The sequence below is a fragment of the Ruegeria sp. HKCCD7181 genome, from assembly GCF_057221055.1.
The window spans coordinates 209378-228978 of record NZ_JBWVBC010000007.1 but is presented as its reverse complement, the minus strand read 5'-3'; the positions used below and the strand labels follow the sequence as shown (position 1 = coordinate 228978).

Sequence of the window (19601 nt, the reverse complement as noted above, 5' to 3'; positions counted from 1 at the left end):
GACTGGGAAATGCAGCTTCCCAAGCCTATGGCAGAGCTTATTCCATTTGGCCAGAGGGGCAGGGCCTTGCAAAAAACAAGGGCGCCCAAATTGGGCGCCCTCGGTGCTGGGTGTATCAGACCTTGAGGTTCGGAATGATCTGCTTCTTGCGGCTCATGACGCCGGGCAGGACAACCGCGTCGCCGTCTACCGAAGCCCCAAAGCTCTTTTCCGCGACGGTCTTTACCAGATCGTTCGGCACCAGCAGAGTGGCTTCTTCGTTCAGAATGTCGACGACAAACAGAAGAACCTGATCGACACCGTCTTCCTTGGCTACGTCACCCATGGATGTTGCCAGGCTGGCTTTGCGGTCCAGTACAACACCGGGCGCAGTGGTTTCCAGAACTGAGACGCGGAACTTGGTGCCGTCGACCTCGTATTCTTTGCTGTCCATGCGGATTAATTCGGCGTCCGAGAAGGACGAAACGTCTGATTTCGCCGCGAACATGTCGGCGGCATAAGCTGATACGTCCAGACCCAGATCAGCAGCCAGCTTCTCAGCCACGGCGCGATCATGCGCGGTAGTGGTTGGCGAGCGGAATTCCAGCGTGTCCGACAAAATGCAGGTCAGCGCTGCGCCTTTTACAGCTTCGGGCATTTTGGTCGCGTCGTCGCCCATCAGGTCGACCATGATGGTCGCTGTGCAGGCCAGCGGGCGCACAGTGATGTCGATCGGACCTTTGGTTTCCAAACCGCCGACCAGCTTGTGGTGGTCGATAATGGCGCGGATATCGGCGCTGTTGATGCTGGCGGGCAGCTCGGCTGGGTTGTTGGTGTCAACGATAACAACCGGCGCGTCTGCGGCGACGTCTTCGATGATGCGCGGCTTGGGCAGATCCCAGCGCTGCAGCATGAAAGCCGCTTCGGTGTTGGGCTCGCCCAATAATACGGGCTCGGCCTGTTCACCTTTCACTTCGTTCAGGTACCAGGACCACAGGATCGGAGAGCCGGTGGAATCTGTGTCGGGGGATTTGTGACCAAATACTAGGGTTGTCATGTCAGCGTCCTGAGGATTGGAAATTTGCGGCCTTATAGGCCGGTCGACAAGGGTTGTCACCCGGTTGCGGGACCGCTGCGACGGATGGTCTGAGATTCTGGTGTTTTACCTAAAATGGGGCTCGGGTCAGCGTGTACCCAGCCTGTTCTAAATGCTTCAACAGGCCGTGGTGGTCGCTTAAGTGCCCCGCGCCAACCGCAATTACTGCTGTTTGGTCCGTGATATCCAGAATGCGTTTCATCCAGTTGGCATTTCGCTCAACAAGCAGTTGCTGCTCAAACCCTTGCCATTCCGCGTCGAATTCCTCGGGGTTCAGACCAGACTCTTCAAGGCCCTGCAACCGCGCCAGCTGGAGGATCTCGGCATGTTTCTCCTCAAGATAACTGTTGGCCATGGTCGCCAGTTGATCGTCACTGCCCTGCATGGCGCCAGACAGGCGCACGAGGGACTGTACTTGCTCATCCAGCGGATAACTGTCGAACATGGCCATCACATCTTCGATCCGTTCCAGAGAGAATTGCGGAATGCCGTTTTCCTTGGCCAGATCAGTCAGGCGTGCGTCCATTCCGTACTGAGCATTCGGGTCATCCATCAGGCAGGGCGGGATGCTCAGCATCATGCCGAGGAACCAGGGTCGCATCTTGGCGGCCATCCAGCTTGGGATACCACGTTCGGCCAGAGCCGCAGACAGCGCAGCCCAGTCTTCTTCTGCCATCAGGTCAATCAGGGTCGGCCCCGAGGTAATCAGAACGGGGCTAAAGTCATTCGCAAGGTTCTGCTCGAAAGCGGTCATTTCATCCTGCGTAACTTCAAAGTAAAATGCGTCCGCCTCGCTTAGGACCGGTGTCAACCGCTCGACCACTGCCCCCATGCGTGCATCGTTTATGTGCAAGGTTCCGATCAGGTGAAGAACCGCGTCATCTTTGGCTGCAATCCAATGGTTGCCTTCCGGGTAAGGAATATCGGCCAGAGCCAACTGTAACTCTGCCTTGGTTTCGTCGGACATTTCTGACCGGGTATCCACACCTTCGCAGGCTGCCTGAACGGAGAAAGGCAGAAACAGCAGGGCAAGGCAGATTAGCAGGCGCATCATTTGTTTCTCTGTAAGATCGGTGGTGCTATGACACTGCCCCGCCGTGTGGATCAGTGCAAGGCCGATCAGAAAAGTGCGCGTAACAACTGGAACTTCATGGAAATTTTCTTAGCATAGAGCAATGGACCGTGAGCAGGATCTTTACCCTCCAATCAAGGCGCTGCTGGAGCGTCAGGGATACGCCGTCAAAGGCGAGGTTGGAGCTGCGGATATCGTGGCCGTACGGGAAGGCGACGATCCGGTAATCGTCGAACTGAAGCTGCGGTTCAGCCTTGCCCTGTTTCATCAGGCGATCACGCGACTGAAGATCACCGACCAAGTCTATATCGGCGTCAGCAAGCCGAAAGGGCGAACGGCCCGGCGCGCCCTCAAGGACAATCTGGCTCTGTGCCGTCGATTGGGTCTAGGGCTGATAACCGTAAGGGGTGACGGTTCGGTCGAAGTGCAATGTGACCCGGGGCCTTTTGCGCCGCGCAAGAACAAGGACAAGGCCACGCGGCTGTTGCGTGAATTCGATCGTTTGGAAGGGGACCCGAACGCAGGCGGCGCAACGCGCCATGGGATCGTTACCGCTTATCGACAGGATGCGCTGAAATGCGCGGCTTATCTGGCAGAGGGCGGCGCATCCAAAGGCTCGGACGTTGCCAAGGCAACCGGGGTGGCCGAGGCGACCCGTTTGATGCGCGACAATCATTACGGATGGTTCAGCAAAATCGAAAAGGGTGTGTATGGCCTGACCGAGGCCGGTTTTGACGGCCTCAAACATTGGGCTTACAGCTGGGAAGAAACCGGCCAATAGCCATTCGGTGCAAGAGAATTCCAGCCTACGTTCGCGGTCGTAGAAAAAAACTCCTCACATATTGTTGACTCGTCTGATCCTAGTCCCTAGCTATGCGTCGTTATCACTCTCACTACCCGAGTGCTAACGCCTCGCCAATCGGCGGGGGGAGGACAATAAACTTTGAGCCCAAGGAGCTGCAAAGATGGCATTGAAACCGCTTCATGACCGCGTGCTGGTTCGCCGTACCGAAAGCGACGAAAAAACCGCAGGCGGCCTGATCATTCCCGATAGCGCAAAAGAAAAGCCCAGCGAAGGCGAAGTCGTCGCAACCGGCGAAGGCGCACGCAAGGACAGCGGCGAACTGATCGCAATGGCTGTAAAATCTGGCGACAAGATCCTGTTCGGCAAATGGTCGGGCACTGAAGTCCAGGTCAACGGCGAAGAACTGCTGATGATGAAAGAAAGCGACATCATGGGGATCATCGAGTAAGCGCCTGCGCTTTCTCTGATCTTCTTACGCTTTATCTCAAACAAATTTCTCAAGGAGAAACAACATGGCTGCTAAGGACGTCAAGTTCGACACCGATGCCCGTAACCGCATGCTGGCAGGTGTGAACATCCTGGCCGATGCTGTCAAAGTGACCCTGGGCCCCAAAGGCCGCAACGTGGTTCTGGACAAATCCTTCGGCGCACCGCGCATCACCAAAGACGGTGTTTCGGTTGCCAAGGAAATCGAACTGGAAGACAAGTTCGAGAACATGGGCGCGCAGATGGTGAAAGAAGTCGCCAGCCGCACCAATGACGAAGCCGGTGACGGCACCACCACCGCAACCGTTCTGGCTCAGTCCATCGTCAAAGAAGGTCTGAAGCAGGTTGCTGCTGGCCTGAACCCGATGGACCTGAAGCGCGGCATCGACCTGGCAACCGCCAAGGTTGTTGAAGGCATCAAAGACGCTTCGCGCGAAGTCAAAGACTCGGCAGAAGTTGCTCAGGTTGGCACCATCTCGGCCAACGGCGAAGCCGAAATCGGCCAGCAGATCGCAGACGCGATGCAGAAAGTTGGCAACGAAGGCGTTATCACCGTCGAAGAAAACAAAGGTCTGGAAACCGAGACCGACGTTGTCGAAGGTATGCAGTTCGATCGTGGCTACTTGTCGCCTTACTTCGTCACCAACGCAGACAAGATGATCGCAGAACTCGACGACTGCATGATCCTGCTGCACGAAAAGAAACTGTCCTCGCTGCAGCCGATGGTTCCGCTGCTCGAGCAGGTGATCCAGTCGCAAAAGCCGCTGCTGATCATTGCTGAGGATGTTGAAGGCGAAGCGCTGGCAACTCTGGTTGTCAACAAACTGCGCGGCGGCCTGAAAATTGCTGCTGTCAAAGCACCGGGTTTCGGCGATCGCCGCAAAGCCATGCTGCAGGACATCGCGATCCTGACCGGCGGTCAGGTCATCTCGGAAGATCTGGGCATGAAGCTCGAGTCCGTCACCATGGACATGCTGGGCACCGCCAAGAAAATCGAAATCACCAAAGACGAAACCACCATCGTCGACGGTGCCGGCGAGAAAGCCGAGATCGAAGCACGTGTTGCTCAGATCCGCACCCAGATCGAAGAAACCTCGTCGGACTACGACCGTGAGAAGCTGCAAGAGCGCGTTGCCAAACTGGCAGGCGGTGTTGCTGTTATCCGCGTCGGCGGCATGACCGAAGTCGAAGTGAAAGAGCGTAAGGACCGTGTGGACGATGCTCTGAACGCAACGCGCGCTGCCGTTCAGGAAGGCGTTGTTGTTGGCGGTGGTGTTGCTCTGGTTCAGGCCGGCAAAGCACTGGAAACTCTGGAAGGCGCAAACGCTGACCAGAACGCAGGCATCAACATCGTTCGTAAGGCAATCGAAGCGCCGCTGCGCCAGATCGCCGAGAACGCAGGTGTTGACGGTGCGGTTGTCGCGGGCAAAGTCCGTGAATCCGCTGACGCAGCATTCGGCTTCAACGCTCAGACCGAAGAATATGGCGACATGTTCTCGTTCGGCGTGATCGACCCGGCCAAGGTTGTCCGTACCGCTCTGGAAGATGCGGCATCGGTTGCTGGCCTGCTGGTCACCACCGAAGCGATGGTTGCTGACAAGCCCGCCAAAGAAGGTGCACCTGCCGGCGGCGGCATGCCCGACATGGGCGGCATGGGCGGCATGATGTAAGCTGCTTAGGCCTTAGTGCTTGGGAACGGGGTCGCCTTGGGGCGGCCCCGTTTCGTTTGGGTGACCCAGACCGAAGTAAAGTGAGTGTCAAAACCCAAGCCAACGCGCTATGCGGATAATATGAGATTATTCCTGCTGACTGCGCTAACGATGTGCGCCTTTGCGTCAAATTCGATTCTCAATCGCCTTGCGATTGACAGTGGTGCTAGTGACCCCGCCGGGTTTGCCATCTTTCGGGTGTTTTCCGGGGCACTGGTTCTGGCTGCGTTGGTCTATGCGCGTGGAGGCGGCCTGCCGCTCGGCAACAGGAGGCGCGTTATGGGGGCAGGGGCTCTGTCGCTATATATGATCGGCTTCTCGGTGGCTTACTTGACTCTGGATGCGGGGCTGGGAGCCTTGATCTTGTTTGGTGTCGTGCAGATCACAATGTTCGCCACCAGCGCGGTAATCGGGGCGACGCCAACAACCCGACAAATATTGGGCGCAGTCATTGCGCTGTGCGGTCTGGCATATGTTCTTTGGCCTTCAGACGCTGTGCATGTCGATCTCACCGGAGCTGCATTGATGACGGCTGCAGGGATAGGCTGGGCAGCGTATTCTCTGGTTGGCCGGTCCGAACCGGACGCCCTATCAGGCACAGCCGCAAATTTTGTGGTGGCGTTGCCGGTAACCGCTTTGGCTTTGCTGCTAGCCGGAGGAACGTGGCAGATGACCACGTTCGGCTATGTTCTGGCGGCTTTATCCGGCGGCGTCACATCTGGTCTGGGCTACGCGCTTTGGTATCGCGTATTGCCGCAGCTTACTCCAGCGATCGCGGCCGTGGTCCAGCTGAGTGTCCCTGTGATTGCGATTGCGGGTGGAGTTGTCCTGTTGGGCGAAGTGGCGACACTACAGCTTTTGTTGGGTGCAGCTCTGGTTTTGGGCGGTATCGCGCTGGCGGTGGTGCGCATTGGACGTAGCTAGGGGTTCCCTCATTTGGTCATAGCACCTATCTGGCTGGCATGAGATTTTTTGTCGCCCTTCTGTTCCTTCTCACGCCGGTTGCAGCGTCCGCGAAATGCGTTGTGCTATTGCATGGTCTCGCGCGGACCGAAGCGTCGTTTTCAGTCATGGAACAGTTGTTTCGAGCGCATGGTTACATTGTGGTTCGGCCCGGCTACCCGTCCACCGATCTTCCGATCCCCGAGCTGGCCAACCAGACATTACCCAACGCCCTGGCAGAATGTGGAGGGGAGACAACCAATGTGGTTACGCATTCGATGGGGGGTATTCTGTTGCGGTATTGGCTACAGGACAACTCGCCCGAGAATCTGGGCCGTGTTGTCATGTTAGGACCGCCAAACCAGGGCAGCCAGCTAGTAGATGAGCTCGGCGATTGGGAAGTATTTGGTCTGTTGCACGGGCCAGCTGGCCTGGCCTTGGGAACCGGCCCGGAAGGGCTGCCGCGTCGTCTGCCGCCTGTGGATTTTGAACTTGGTGTCATTGCCGGTGAAAACTCGCTGAACCCGGTGTTTTCATCGCTGATTGACGGCCCGGATGACGGCAAGGTCTCGGTTGAAACCACTAAGGTTGAAGGAATGGCGGATCATATCGTTTTGCCGGTGACCCACACATTCATGATGAACAACCCGCGCGTCATGGCGCAGGCGTTACACTTCATCGAGTTCGGCAAGTTCGATCCGCAAATTACTTGGCTTGATGGGGTCACCGACATAATAAACGAGATCTGCATCGGGCAAGATTGCTCGGAACCAGAGTCGGAACCCACGCAATGACATCTCTTGAACTGACATTTACGGGCGCGGATGTCCTGCAGCCCGCAGACGGCGTTGTGCAAGCAGACCTCAGCATCGGCGATGGGCTAGTGCAAGAGGGTCGCATTGCACGGGAAATCGACCTGACGGGGTATATCGTCCTGCCCGGAATCATTGATTTGCACGGCGATGGGTTCGAACGGCATATCGCACCGCGGCGCGGAGCGATGAAACAAATGGCCGAGGGCATTCTCTCGGTCGAGGCAGAACTAGCCGCAAATGGCATTACCACTGCAGTGCTGGCACAATTTCACAGTTGGGAAGGTGGGGTGCGTGGGCCGGAATTCGCAGATCAGGTCTTTGAAGCCATCGCATCGGTAAAAGCCAGCGTTGTTACTGACCTGATCCCCCAGTTGCGGTTTGAAACCCATATGCTGGATGATTACGTCGACCTTCCAAAGCGCATTGCCAATTGGCAGGTGCCCTACGTGGTTTTCAATGACCACCTGCCGCATGACCGCTTGGCCGAGGGCCGCAAACCACCGCGCCTGACCGGGCAGGCGCTAAAAGCCGGTCGCAACCCGGATGCCCATTTTGACTTGCTGATGAATATGCATGCGCGGAGGGCCGAAGTTCCTGCAGCACTCGATGTGCTATGCACAGAATTGCGTCAGCAGGGTGTTCGACTGGGCAGCCATGACGATGCCACTGCAGAAACGCGGGCATGGTGGCGCGAAAAGGGCGTCTCAATCGCAGAGTTCCCTGAAACGCTTATAGCCGCCGAGGCCGCCCGCGCAGCGGGTGACCACATCATTCTAGGGTCGCCCAATGTCGTGCGCGGGGGGTCTCACAAGGGCAATGCCAGTGCGCTGGATCTGATTACGATGGGGCTGTGCGATGCGTTGGCCTCGGATTACCACTATCCCAGCCCGCGCCGAGCTGCACTGATGGTTACAAAAACCGGTTTGCTCGATCTGGCAAGTGCGTGGGCCCTGATTTCGTCAGGGCCCGCCCGTGTATTGGGACTGACCGACCGTGGCACCCTCGCACCCGGCAAGCGCGCTGATCTGGTGGTACTGGATGCCGAGACACAACGCGTTGCGGCAACAATTGCCGCGGGCCGCGTCAGTTACATGTCCGGCGACATCGCTACGCGATTTATCGGCTGACAATGCATAGGAGTACCGGATCAGGTTCAGCGAGCGATCCGGTTGAAATGTCCCATTTTTCGACCAGGTTTGACCTCGGCTTTGCCGTACAGATGCATGGCGACGTCCCGCTCGCGCGCCAAATCGGGCACGCGGTCCATGTCATGCCCAATAAGGTTCTCCATCACCACATCTGAATGACGTTGACCGTCGCCTAAAGGCCAGCCGGTCACGGCGCGGATGTGCTGCTCAAATTGATCAACCGCACATCCGTTCTGTGTCCAGTGCCCCGAATTATGTACACGCGGTGCGATTTCGTTCACGACTAGCCCATCGGATGTCACGAACAACTCAACACCCATGACGCCGACATAATCGAGCGCGTTCAGAATATTGGCAGCCAGCAGAATCGCATCCGTGCGCTGGGCCGGTGACAGGCGGGCAGGGACCGTCGTGGTGTGCAGGATGCCGTCACGGTGCACATTCTCGCCCGGATCGAAACAGGCAACTTGACCGTCCAGCCCGCGGACGGCGATGACGGATACTTCGTGCGAAAAGTTCACGAAGCCTTCCAGAATGGACGGCGCCCCGGCCATTTCCTCCAGCGCCACTTCGGCGTCCTCAGGTGTTCGCAGCCGGGCCTGCCCTTTGCCGTCATAACCAAAGCGACGGGTTTTCAGGATGGCGGGTGCTTGGATCCAATCGATGGCAGTCTTCAAGTCGTTCAGGTCCGAAACATCCGCAAAAGGCGCGGTATTCAAACCAAGATCTTGCAAAAAGGTCTTTTCCGTCAACCGATCCTGACTGACCCGCAATGCTTCACGTCCCGGCCGGATCGGGCGATGAGCTTCTAGTAGGTCCAGTGCCTCGGTGGGGATGTTTTCAAACTCATAGGTGATCACATCCACCGCCTCGGCAAAAGCACGCAGAGCCTCAGCGTTGTCATACGATGCGGTTGTGACACGGTCGGCGACTTGACCCGCCGGCGGGTTGGCTCCGGGCTCAAAAATGTGCGTCTTAAACCCCAGCCGCGCCGCCGCGACCGAGAGCATTCGTCCCAATTGGCCGCCGCCAAGGATCCCGATCGTTGCGCCGGGGTGCAGCATATCCGTCATCATTTGGTCTCCAACCGTTTGCCGATCGCCGTCAGGGCGGCGCGCAATGCTTCATGTGCCCCGTCTGTCTGCAAGGCTTGCGTCATTTGCAGGCTGAGCGTTCCATCTGTCGCCAGTGCATCACGTTCTTCCGCAAGGCGCCCCGCTTGCCCCTTTTCCATCGCGGACAGAAATCCGGAAACGAGCTGAGAGGTGTAATACTCGGCCGCGGTCGCGTCGCCGGTTTCCTTTCCCAGCCAGTCCGCACCTGTTGCCAACATGTCCAGAAGACCCGGCACCATGGCGCAGACTGCAAAATGCGCGTTAAGCGCGGTCTCGGTGGAGACTTTAACGACGGGATTCTCTGGCTCAAGCAATTCAGCCAGCAGATCGTCGTCGCCAAAGGCCGCCATTGGGCACCCACCTTGTTGCAAAAAGCCCAGTGGGATCGTCTGCACGAAGCGCATCGCAGGCGCGCACAGGGTTTTCAGCTGCCTTTCGGACACCGCCGCCATCACAGAAATGATCCGGTGATCGGCACGAAAAGCCAGCGGCTCCAATACTTCGGCAGCCAATTGCGGGCGCAAGCAAAGAAACACAATCTCGGAATTGTCGATTACGGTTTGCGGCTCAGCAACCGTGGCGTTGATATCCGCCTTAAGCGCCGACGAGACCGGCGCGCTGCGTTCCGTCACAAAGATTTGGTGGCCTTTGCTCGCCAGAAAACGCGCGATGGGGTTTGCAATGTGACCGGTGCCGATAAACCCGATCCGGCTCATCCTTCGGGTTCCTCGGGGATTGAGGCGGACAGCGCCGCGCGCCAATCGTCAAGACGTTTGGCCAGGACCTCATCTTGCAGGGCGAGGATACCCGCCGCCATTAGTCCGGCATTTGCGCCGCCTGCAGATCCGATGGCCATCGTCGCCACGGGAAAACCCTTGGGCATCTGAACAATGGAATAGAGGGAATCTACACCCGACAAAGCCCGCGTTTGCACAGGCACGCCGATCACGGGAACTCGCGTTTTCGAAGCCATCATACCCGGCAGGTGGGCAGCGCCACCAGCGCCCGCGATAATAACCTGCAAACCACGGCCAACGGCGGTCTTGCCGTAGTCCCACAGTCGGTCCGGCGTGCGGTGGGCCGACACGATGCGTTTCTCATAAGCCACGCCCAATTCATCCAGAATATCTGCGGCTTCCTTCATCGTTGGCCAATCCGACTGGCTGCCCATGATGATCCCGACTTTGATCTCACCCATCCGCTCGTGTCCCTGCGATCCAGAAAGAGCGCGCACTATAGCCAAATCCGCTTTGGAGGCAATGCGACGCAGGTACTTCAGGCGATGATATCAGGTGTCAGACGGTCTTCGATCAGGCGAATAATATCCTTGAGGCGTAATTTCTGCTTTTTCAACCGCTTCAGCGTAAGTTGATCGGCAGTACCCTTGGCTTGCAGCGCCTCGATCGCTTCGTCCAGGTCGCGATGCTGGCGCCGGAAGACCTCCAGTTCAACCCGCAGAACTTCATCGGTTTTCATGGACAGATCAGTGGGCGCGTTCATTGGCGACTCGATATTGTTGTGGTGCTTTCCACACAAGATAGTGTGTCGGGGTTTATCCGGCCAGACCTTGTGGACATCCTGTTTTCTTCCCATATTCTATATCACGCGGTTGCCGGAACGGGGCCGCATAATGCGTCGCTTTGACAAAAAAGGACGAAAATACGTGTCGAAACTTACTCTTGGCTCATACCCGCATCTTTTGGGGTTTGAGCAGTTGGAACGCCTTCTGGAGCGGTCTGCAAAGGCCGGTAATGAAGGTTACCCGCCTTATAACATCGAACAGACCTCGGATTTTTCCTATCGCATCACCCTAGCCGTGGCCGGGTTTGCCGAAGAAGACCTGTCGATTACCATCGAGGATCGTCAATTGGTGATCCGAGGCCGTCAACGCGACGACAGCGACGGGCGCATCTACCTGCACCGTGGTATCGCGGCGCGTCAGTTTCAGCGCATGTTCGTGCTGGCCGATGGTGTCGAGGTGGGCGAAGCGATCATGGAAAATGGTCTGCTGCACGTGGATCTGACCCGCGCCGTACCCGAAACGGTGGTGCAAACGATAAACATAAGAAAGGGGTAAGAGCTATGAATACACCGGTAGAAATCAACACCGAAGGCGATCGTATCGTCTATGTGAAAACTGTGGATGTGGCAGACCTGCCTCGGGATGTTCGCGATCAGGCAGGCGATCTGGATCATCTATATGCGGTTCACGACTCGGACGGGCAGCAATTGGCGCTTGTGGCTGACCGCAAGCTGGCTTTTGTACTGGCCCGTGAGCACGATCTATCCCCGGTGGCCGTTCACTGAACGGCTCCTGAACTTCCCAAATTGGCGTGACAATTACCGCGATTGTGGCGAAACATACGAACCGACAGGGGCCGCCCTGACGTGATGACTTGACGCGGATAGGAGAATGCGGATGAGCTGGTTCGATTTCGATTGGGTGGACGCATTCAGCGACCGCGCCTTTGGCGGCAACGGATGCGCAGTAGTACACGGCGGAGCCGGGCTCTCGGATGAGGTCTGCAAAGCCTTTGTCCAAGAAACGTCGTTAGTGGAATGCACATTTACGGGCTCATCAGACATTGCGGATATTCGTGTGCGCTATTTCCTGGCCAGCCGGGAAATTCCATTTGCAGGCCACCCAACCGTCGCGACTGTTGCCGCCGCGCGGTCTCGCGACCTTTTCTCGGGAGACGCCCTGACATTGGAGACCGGCGCCGGTGTTGTTTCCGTTCGTCTGAATGGTGATGAGATCGAGATGACACAAGTTGCGCCCGAATTTGGGGTGCATGTCCCTGCCGACCTTGTGGCCGACGCGATAGGCTTGTCGACGGATTCGATTATTTCGCCGCCGCAACTGGTTTCGACGGGGCTGCCATTTTGTATCACAGTATTGCGCGATCACGACGCGCTACGGGCCGCTCGGCTGGCCGAAGGGCCGCTCCGCAAGGTTGCCGAAGCCTCAGGCTACTCTGGCTCGGACATGGCTGAACCATTTCTGGTCACTTTGAAGGGGGCAACCAACGCTGGAGACACATTCTCGCGACTACTGCTGGCGCCGCCCAGCCCACCTGAAGATCCATTTACCGGGTCGGCCACGGGCGCAATGGCGGCCTATCTTTGGAAATATGGCCTGATGGACAAGGACACGTTCATTGCTGAACAGGGGCATGACATGGGCCGTCCCGGTCAGGCGAGAGTATCCCGGGTTGGTGCGGTCGACGCTATGTCCGGTGTTAAGGTTGCGGGCAGAGGGCACGTCCTGATGCGCGGACAGGTCGACTTGCCGCAATAGTTATTGTTGATCAAACGCATTGAAAAAGGCCTCCGGATCTCCGGAGGCCTTTGCTTTTTCGAAAGAAGCCGGATCAGGACCCTGCGATCAAACCCATGCTTTCCAGTTTCAACAGGACTTGGTGGGCGCAGTTGTCCACCTCGACATTCTCGGTCTCTACACTCAGTTCTGGGTTCTGAGGCACATCATAAGGGTCGGAAATCCCAGTGAATTCCTTGATCTTTCCCTCGCGCGCCAACTTGTAGAGGCCCTTGCGGTCACGGCGCTCGCATTCTTCGATGCTGGTGGACACGTGGACCTCGCAAAATGCGCCGAACTGTTCGATCTCTTCCCGCACAGCACGGCGCGTAGAGGCGTAGGGCGCAATCGGAGCGCAGATGGCGATACCGCCATTCTTTGTGATCTCGCTGGCCACGTAGCCGATGCGGCGGATGTTCAGGTCGCGGTGCTCTTTCGAGAAACCCAGCTCTGACGACAGGTTTTTCCGCACAATGTCACCATCCAGCAGCGTCACTGGGCGGTCGCCGGTTTCCATCAGCTTGACCATAAGCGCGTTGGCGATGGTCGACTTGCCGGAACCGGAGAAGCCGGTGAAGAACACGGTGAATCCCTGCTGCGAGCGCGGCGGGAAACGGTTGCGCAGCTCCTGTACTACTTCGGGGAACGAGAACCACTCAGGAATCTCTAACCCTTCGCGCAGGCGGCGGCGCAGTTCGGTGCCCGAGATATTCAGGATAGTGACGTTGTCCTTGTCTTTGATCTCGTCATTGGGCTCATACTGGGCACGTTCCTGTACGTAGACCATGTGTTTGAAGTCGACCATCTCGATGCCGATTTCGTCCTGGAATTTGCGGAACAGGTCCTGCGCGTCGTAGGGGCCGTAAAAATCTTCACCCTGGCTGTTTTTGCCCGGGCCAGCATGGTCGCGGCCAACGATGAAGTGGGTACAGCCGTGGTTGGCGCGGATCAAACCGTGCCAGACTGCCTCACGCGGTCCTGCCATGCGCATCGCGAGGTTCAGCAGCGACATCGACGTGGTCGAGGCCGGGTATTTGTCCAACACCGCCTCATAGCAGCGTACGCGCGTAAAGTGATCTACGTCGCCAGGCTTGGTCAAGCCGACAACGGGGTGGATCAGCAGGTTGGCCTGCGCCTCTTTCGCGGCGCGGAAGGTCAGTTCCTGGTGCGCACGGTGCAACGGGTTTCGGGTCTGGAACGCAACGATCCGGCGCCATCCCAGCTTGCGGAAATAGGCGCGCAGCTCGTTCGGAGTGTCGCGGCGCGCGCGGAAGTCATAGTGAATAGGCTGCTGGATGCCGACTACCGGGCCGCCCAGGTAAACCTTGCCTGCCGCATTATGCAGGTAGTTCACTGCGGGATGCGCGTCGTCGTCCGCGCCAAAGACCTTCTCGGCCTCACGTGACTTGTCCGGCGTCCAGCGGTCGGTCACGGTCATGGTTGCCAGAATGACGCCTTCCTGATCGCGTAGTGCGATGTCCTGACCCAGCTTGATCTTGTCGGCGAATTCTTCACCAACATCCAGGGTGATCGGCATTGGCCAAAGCGTACCGTCAGCCAAACGCATGTTTTCGACCACGTTGTCGTAGTCGGCTTCGCTCAGGAAACCCTTCAGTGGGTTGAACCCGCCATTCATCAGCAGTTCCAAGTCGCAGATCTGGCGCGGGCTCAGATCCCAGCTGGTCAGGTCTGCCGCCTCAACCTTCAGTTTTTGGGCCGATTCATAAGAAACGTAAAGTTCGGGGATCGGAGCCAGATTGCTTAACATCGTCATCAGAATACTCTTGTCGCAGTGTTGATTTGTCAGTGATTCTCGGGCGTTTGCGAGGCGTTTGCCCCGACTCTTGGTCGAAGTCCACTGGGGTCAATGAAACAAAGGACGATATGCGCTGTTTTTTTCCTGATTGGAAGGAATTTCCAGTCGAGTATTCAAAAATGCACTTTGGTTCTGTCAATTGGCAACATTTCACTCAGTCGTGGCATGTGTGTTCTTGTTCCCGGCTTGTTGGTCAATTTCCGATGCACGGCCGACCGGTAGGGCAGGAACAGGATTCGTGACACCGCGAAGTTGAAACAGGCGGATGCAATTGGGGTCGATTTCGATGTCAGCGGCTTGCAACAACTTTTCGGAGACCAGCAGTTCAACGCCCTGCGCCTTGGTCTCGCTTTCCAGGCGGCTGGCGACATTGACGGCATCTCCGATTATTGTGCGAGAGGCGTGTCCGGCCGCACCGATCTCGCCGAGTACAAGATCACCCAGATGAAGCCCCATACCGATGCGAATGCGCGGACTGCCTTCGGCTTCCAACTGTTGATTGAATCCGTCCAACGCATAGCTGATAGCGATTGCTGCGTTTAGGCCTGCGCGGGCCGATCGGGCGGCATCGGGTTTTTCGAACACGGCCAACAGGCCGTCGCCCATGTATTTGTCCACGACCCCACCTTCGTCGGTGATGGACGGAACAATCGCATCGAAAAAGCGGTTTAGCAGAAACACAATATCATAGGGCAATTGCCCCGTGGTACGCGCCGTAAACCCGCGCATGTCCAGAAACAGCACAGCCAGTTGTCGTTCCTGTCCTTGGCTGGCATGCCCCCGGCTGCGCCCGCCATCCGGTCGAAAAACACGAAACACGGTGACCGGTTCGGTCGGGCGTATCTGACAGGCCAGTCGCGTTTGCCCTGTTGCGCCAACTGCGTTCAGGCTACGGGCCTCGACATCGCTGGGCTGGGGCAGGCTGTCGGCTCCGTTTTCGACGATAACCCGACAGGTGGTACACCGCCCTTTGCCGCCGCAAAGAGCAGTGTGCGGAACACCGTTTGCTTGAGAAATTTCCAGCAAGGTCATGCCTTTTTCTGCCACGACTTCTGGGCCGCGGGCATATTTTACGCGCACGGAGTGCCTGCGTCGCCAAAACTTGCGCCCGAGATAGACAAATGCTGTCACACCCAGTGACAGCCAAAACGCCATCAATGCATTGTCCTTGATGTCAAACATTGCTTGAAACGCCTGAGGAGAAGGCCAGTTGTAATGCTCGATATATTGCTCGCGCAGGAACTCATCCGCAAAGTCGCTCCAGATGCGTCTGCCTTCGGTCAGAAGTCCGGCAAATGCAAACGACGGTATAAACACCGCAATTCCGATCAGATAGGGAACTGCCTTGTGCCACCAGCGGGTTAGTCGGAGCCACATATGGAGACCGATACACCCGTGTATCCATACAATCAGCAGCAGGAGGCTTTGCATCCATATGGCCGAGTTGGGCCACATCAGGACGATGATATAGCCCATCTCGTCGTTGACATCGTAGAACTCGTGGGCAACGCGTGTGTGAATGATATGCGTGATAAGCTGAAGCGGTATCAGCAAACCAAGAACAACCTGCAAGGCAGAGCTGAATGGCATGCGCAGGGTTCTGCGCTGGGCAATGGACACCAGGGCTAAACCAGCATGTACGAACAGTGCTACGTAAAGGAGCACACTCATTACGTCGTGTCGCGTGACCGCCTTTCGCCCGTCCTGCATGCCATGCAAATAGTCGGTGTGAAACAGGCCCAGGCCAATATTCAGGAAATGGAAAAATGCGAAGGTGAACAGAACAAGACCACTGCTGATCCTGAGCCGGGTTGCCCACCCACCGCGCCAAAGAGCGTTTTCCAATGATGTCACCCGCGTTCACCTTGCCGTGCCTCGAGTCTGGAGCGACATCGGGCAGCGGTCAAGCTGAAGGAGCAGAGCCCGTTGGCGGCCAAGCAGCAGCTGGGCCGTCCGGAGTGATGAGGGAAGGTTCGTTTCTGAACAGGACCAGGTGGCTCAGATCCGGTCGGGATCGCGAGCTGTACAACATCCCGTCAGCGCCTCGATTGCGTGCGTCGTCGGAAAACGACCAGGTCGGGGCTGCGGCGCCTGTCGCCCGGACGTCCTGCCAGACTACGGAAGCAGGGGTTGTTCCGCGCAAATCCAACAGGCGTGCACGTGATACCCTAAACCGTTGAATGATCCGTGCCGGGTCATCCGTCGAGACATAGCGGCGAATTGCGACTCCGGCCCCACTCATGCTGAGTGACGTATAAAGAGCCATTTGCCCCGCACGATGAAACCGGCCTTCCGGCGCACGGGCGGGGGCCAGTGGTGCATCCGCCTGAGACAGAAACAGAATTCTCCAGACCGGGCCGGAGAACTCTATCAACTGCTTACTCCTGCTCCGCCAGGAACCGCTCAGCGTCCAGTGCAGCCATGCACCCCATGCCGGCGCTGGTGACTGCCTGACGGTAAACATGGTCCGTCAGGTCGCCTGCCGCGAAAACGCCAGGAACGGAGGTTTCAGTTGTTCCGGGCTTGGTCACGACGTATCCGCCCATATGGGTGTCCAATGAGTCCTTGACCAGTTCGTTGGCCGGCGCGTGCCCGATGGCGACAAAAACGCCTTTGCAGGGGATTTCAGTAATCTCACCGGTCTTTACGTTCTTGACGCGGACACCTTCGACGCCCAACGGCGCGTCGGTCCCGATTACTTCGTCCAATTCATGGAACCAGAGCGGCTCGATCTTTTCGTTCTTCAGTAGGCGATCCTGCAAAATCTTTTCCGCGCGCAACTCGTCGCGGCGGTGGATCAGGGTAACCTTGCTGGCGAAGTTTGTCAGGAAAAGAGCCTCTTCGACTGCGGTGTTTCCGCCCCCGATGACTACGATTTCCTGCCCGCGATAGAAGAAACCGTCGCATGTCGCGCAAGCTGAGACACCGAAGCCTTTGAACTTCTCTTCAGAGGGCAGACCCAGCCATTTGGCCCGAGCTCCGGTCGCCAAAATGACCGCATCGGCAGTGTAATTGGTGCCATTGTCGCCTTTGGCTGTGAAGGGGCGCTTGTTCAGATCCAGATCGCTGATGATGTCCCCGATAACCTCGCAGCCCATGGCCTTGACGTGATCTTGCATTCGAACCATCAGATCAGGGCCCTGAACCTCGGTGTCGCCGGGCCAGTTCTCGACCTCGGTCGTAGTGGTCAGTTGGCCGCCGGGTTCGATTCCCTGCACCAGAATAGGCTCCAGCATTGCTCGGCTTGCATAAACGCCTGCGGTATATCCTGCGGGTCCCGATCCGATGATCAGAACTTTGGTGTGTCGTGTTTCAGCCATTGTACCCCCACTCAATCTGCCTCGGCGGACTTTCTGTCCTGCGCGGTTCGATATAGCGTCCAGTGGGCGAGGCTTAAAGCCCCTTCCTTTTGCTGGTCGGATATGCGTTCTTGGCATGGTAATTCTGACTGAAATCCTTTGAGAATAAACGATATTGCGTATCTGCGAAATATTATTGCGCATTTCCGGCCTGCTGTTATAACAACCGAAAAATCAGGAGCATTTTATGGTCACGACTCGGCTGGATGAAATCGACCGCAAAATTCTGGCAGAATTGCAGGCGGACGGTCGCATGACCAATGTGGAACTAGCCAAACGAGTGGGAATTTCAGCTCCGCCCTGCCTAAGACGGGTACGCACGCTGGAAGAGTCGGGCTATATTCGTGGCTACCACGCCGAAGTGAACACCCGCGAACTGGGGTTCGAAGTGCAGGTATTTGCCATGGTGGGTCTGGAAAGCCAGGCCGAATCCGAGCTGAGCGCATTTGAAGACCGGTGCCGTGATTGGCCGCTGGTCCGCGAATGCCACATGCTGAACGGTGAAGTGGATTTTATCCTGAAATGTGTCGCACCGGATCTTAGCAGTTTTCAGCAGTTTCTGACTGGCGAACTACTGACCACGCCAAACGTGGCCAGCGTTAAGACATCTCTGGTTATCCGAGGCGCAAAAGACGAGCCAGGCGTACCATTTGACGTGCTGGAAGACCGGATGAACCGTATGGCCTGAGGCCCGTCGCAGCATTGCTTGCGCAACAAGGTTGAAGAAAAGCGGCAACCGTCAAGGATACCCCCCACCATAAAATTATCTGCATGATGCCCCCACACTTGCAGCAATCGTCAAAGTACTCACGCGGTAATCGCGTCAACCTCGCCATCTCCGGCGCGCGGCAAAAACAACGGGCCGAAATCGTTTAGCGATTCTATATGAGAGAATAGGTTCAGGTAAATAGAACGCAAGGACTGACTGATCATCCGAGCGGCGTTGATGCCGGGATGATAGGTTTCGAATTGCAAACCATCGACTCTGATCACGGAATGGCGCGACAGACAGATGTGAAACAATTCTACCGGTGTGGGTGGAAGTGTTTCGATAACGCTCATGCCATCCTGGAACTCGTACACGGGTGTCAGCACGGGCTGGCCACCATTGAGGTGGCGCAAATGTGCTGGCGTGCCCAGCAGTCGCGCAGCAGGACCGGTGATCACACCTGACATCGGTTTTTGCATCCCGAATGTGTCGGCCATGATCCGCGTAAGGGGACGCGTGCGACCGCGCGAATCTTCTCGCCCTGGAATCAGTGTGACCGAGCCTTTCCAAAGGACAGTCTGCGAGGAACCGTCCTGGGTCAGTACAGTGTCGCCCGGCATCAAATCCTCGATCGCCGTTGGTCCCAGTTCGGTTTCGACAAGCGAGCCACGCGTAAACGCGCAGAACGCATCTTCGAACATCGGTAGGGCTGGCGCGACATGTCGTGTTTGCGAAACATCGCCGTTTTTCAACAGTGTACAGACTTCATAGCGCCGCAGCTGCGCCTTTTGTTGTGTTGCGGGTCTTGGCGCGTCCCGTAACAGGGCCGATGTCTCGACCGCGTTTCTGGCCGCGCGCGCCAGCGAATTTGGAATAGTCATCTATATTCCGTCCCCTCTAAATCTCCGTTTCGGCAGGTTGAACCCCCGTGCATGCCTGCCAAACGGTCTTGTTCTTTGTCTAATTTGAGGGGCAGACGCAGGACGGTCGCCACAAAGGCGCCGAGCCGCGAAAGAAAATCGCAATGTTTTGGTCAATACTCTGACCCCCCAGACAAACTCGTAACCCGCGGGCGAAAATTACCCACGTACACACGCCCCGAATTAAAAACCGCCGCAGAACTCTTCCGCAGCACCACGCACCAGCTCGGAGCAAATGTCCGGTGTGTAGTTTGTCCGTCAGGGGCCGGCAGCTTGGCCCCGCGGGATTGATGCATCAGCGACGTGCGGCCAAT

The 19601-nt window shown here is 57.2% G+C and carries 21 protein-coding genes; 10 read left to right on the top strand and 11 right to left on the bottom strand.

The genetic code is table 11. From position 1 onward, the window contains the following. Positions 1-115 precede the first annotated feature (115 nt). Positions 116-1036 carry a manganese-dependent inorganic pyrophosphatase gene (locus AC2TCY_RS15435; protein ID WP_480848662.1) on the bottom strand — a complete coding sequence of 307 codons (921 nt, stop codon included), beginning with the start codon at positions 1034-1036 and terminating at the stop codon, positions 116-118. A gap of 109 nt (positions 1037-1145) precedes the next feature. Continuing rightward, positions 1146-2129 (bottom strand): TraB/GumN family protein, encoded by a 984-nt coding sequence (locus tag AC2TCY_RS15430; RefSeq protein WP_480848661.1) that lies wholly within the window; start codon positions 2127-2129, stop codon positions 1146-1148. Positions 2130-2250: 121 nt separating this feature from the next. Here AC2TCY_RS15430 and AC2TCY_RS15425 point away from each other — a divergent pair, with 121 nt between their 5' ends. The 6 genes from AC2TCY_RS15425 to AC2TCY_RS15400 all read left to right on the top strand — a co-directional run bounded on the left by AC2TCY_RS15425 (position 2251) and on the right by AC2TCY_RS15400 (position 8031). Next, positions 2251-2928, top strand: a complete 678-nt coding sequence (locus AC2TCY_RS15425) for a DUF2161 domain-containing phosphodiesterase (RefSeq protein WP_480848659.1) — start codon at positions 2251-2253, stop codon at positions 2926-2928. Positions 2929-3112: 184 nt separating this feature from the next. After that, positions 3113-3400, top strand: a complete 288-nt coding sequence (locus AC2TCY_RS15420; RefSeq protein WP_170395406.1) for a co-chaperone GroES — start codon at positions 3113-3115, stop codon at positions 3398-3400. Between the two features lie 64 nt (positions 3401-3464). Then, positions 3465-5108 carry a chaperonin GroEL gene (gene groL, locus AC2TCY_RS15415; RefSeq protein ID WP_480848657.1) on the top strand — a complete coding sequence of 548 codons (1644 nt, stop codon included), beginning with the start codon at positions 3465-3467 and terminating at the stop codon, positions 5106-5108. A gap of 120 nt (positions 5109-5228) precedes the next feature. Next, complete coding sequence (locus AC2TCY_RS15410) at positions 5229-6071, top strand: DMT family transporter (RefSeq protein WP_480848656.1); 843 nt, start codon at positions 5229-5231, stop codon at positions 6069-6071. A 38-nt stretch (positions 6072-6109) separates the two neighbouring features. Next, positions 6110-6883: an alpha/beta fold hydrolase gene (locus AC2TCY_RS15405; protein WP_480848655.1), complete on the top strand. Its 774-nt coding sequence runs from the start codon at positions 6110-6112 to the stop codon at positions 6881-6883. Continuing rightward, positions 6880-8031 carry an alpha-D-ribose 1-methylphosphonate 5-triphosphate diphosphatase gene (locus tag AC2TCY_RS15400; RefSeq protein WP_480848653.1) on the top strand — a complete coding sequence of 384 codons (1152 nt, stop codon included), beginning with the start codon at positions 6880-6882 and terminating at the stop codon, positions 8029-8031. Before AC2TCY_RS15405 ends, AC2TCY_RS15400 begins: the two co-directional genes overlap by 4 nt. Positions 8032-8057: 26 nt before the next feature. Here the strand turns inward: AC2TCY_RS15400 and AC2TCY_RS15395 are convergent, their stop codons facing one another. From AC2TCY_RS15395 to AC2TCY_RS15380, 4 genes are all read right to left on the bottom strand, one after another. After that, positions 8058-9125, bottom strand: a complete 1068-nt coding sequence (locus AC2TCY_RS15395) for a 5-(carboxyamino)imidazole ribonucleotide synthase (RefSeq protein WP_480848652.1) — start codon at positions 9123-9125, stop codon at positions 8058-8060. After that, positions 9125-9883, bottom strand: coding sequence for an NAD(P)-binding domain-containing protein (locus AC2TCY_RS15390; protein ID WP_480848651.1), 759 nt, complete (start codon positions 9881-9883; stop codon positions 9125-9127). Before AC2TCY_RS15390 ends, AC2TCY_RS15395 begins: the two co-directional genes overlap by 1 nt. Beyond that, entirely contained in the window at positions 9880-10365 is a 486-nt protein-coding gene (gene purE / locus AC2TCY_RS15385; RefSeq protein ID WP_480848649.1) for a 5-(carboxyamino)imidazole ribonucleotide mutase, read from the bottom strand. Before purE ends, AC2TCY_RS15390 begins: the two co-directional genes overlap by 4 nt. Positions 10366-10442: 77 nt before the next feature. Further along, a complete protein-coding gene (locus tag AC2TCY_RS15380) occupies positions 10443-10667 on the bottom strand; it encodes a YdcH family protein (protein WP_176861378.1) in 225 nt (74 codons plus the stop codon). A 163-nt stretch (positions 10668-10830) separates the two neighbouring features. On the opposite strand from AC2TCY_RS15380, the gene AC2TCY_RS15375 reads away from it, so the two are divergent. The 3 genes from AC2TCY_RS15375 to AC2TCY_RS15365 all read left to right on the top strand — a co-directional run bounded on the left by AC2TCY_RS15375 (position 10831) and on the right by AC2TCY_RS15365 (position 12465). After that, entirely contained in the window at positions 10831-11244 is a 414-nt protein-coding gene (locus tag AC2TCY_RS15375) for an Hsp20 family protein (protein ID WP_480848647.1), read from the top strand. Between the two features lie 5 nt (positions 11245-11249). Further along, a complete protein-coding gene (locus tag AC2TCY_RS15370; protein WP_480848646.1) occupies positions 11250-11474 on the top strand; it encodes a DUF1150 family protein in 225 nt (74 codons plus the stop codon). 112 nt (positions 11475-11586) lie between these two features. Next, positions 11587-12465, top strand: coding sequence for a PhzF family phenazine biosynthesis protein (locus tag AC2TCY_RS15365; protein WP_480848644.1), 879 nt, complete (start codon positions 11587-11589; stop codon positions 12463-12465). A gap of 73 nt (positions 12466-12538) precedes the next feature. Here the strand turns inward: AC2TCY_RS15365 and AC2TCY_RS15360 are convergent, their stop codons facing one another. The 4 genes from AC2TCY_RS15360 to trxB all read right to left on the bottom strand — a co-directional run bounded on the left by AC2TCY_RS15360 (position 12539) and on the right by trxB (position 17619). Then, the gene (locus AC2TCY_RS15360; protein WP_480848642.1) at positions 12539-14257 is read right to left on the bottom strand and encodes a bifunctional sulfate adenylyltransferase/adenylylsulfate kinase; all 1719 of its coding nucleotides are present in this window, start codon (positions 14255-14257) and stop codon (positions 12539-12541) included. Positions 14258-14449: 192 nt separating this feature from the next. Continuing rightward, on the bottom strand, positions 14450-16144 hold the full coding sequence (locus tag AC2TCY_RS15355; RefSeq protein WP_480848723.1) for an adenylate/guanylate cyclase domain-containing protein: 1695 nt from the start codon (positions 16142-16144) through the stop codon (positions 14450-14452). Positions 16145-16202: 58 nt separating this feature from the next. Next, positions 16203-16673 carry an RES family NAD+ phosphorylase gene (locus AC2TCY_RS15350; protein ID WP_480848641.1) on the bottom strand — a complete coding sequence of 157 codons (471 nt, stop codon included), beginning with the start codon at positions 16671-16673 and terminating at the stop codon, positions 16203-16205. Between the two features lie 4 nt (positions 16674-16677). Further along, on the bottom strand, positions 16678-17619 hold the full coding sequence (gene trxB, locus AC2TCY_RS15345) for a thioredoxin-disulfide reductase (RefSeq protein WP_480848639.1): 942 nt from the start codon (positions 17617-17619) through the stop codon (positions 16678-16680). A gap of 226 nt (positions 17620-17845) precedes the next feature. On the opposite strand from trxB, the gene AC2TCY_RS15340 reads away from it, so the two are divergent. After that, positions 17846-18346 (top strand): Lrp/AsnC family transcriptional regulator, encoded by a 501-nt coding sequence (locus AC2TCY_RS15340; protein ID WP_480848637.1) that lies wholly within the window; start codon positions 17846-17848, stop codon positions 18344-18346. Between the two features lie 119 nt (positions 18347-18465). Here the strand turns inward: AC2TCY_RS15340 and AC2TCY_RS15335 are convergent, their stop codons facing one another. Beyond that, the gene (locus AC2TCY_RS15335; protein WP_480848635.1) at positions 18466-19248 is read right to left on the bottom strand and encodes a Hint domain-containing protein; all 783 of its coding nucleotides are present in this window, start codon (positions 19246-19248) and stop codon (positions 18466-18468) included. Positions 19249-19601: the final 353 nt, after the last annotated feature.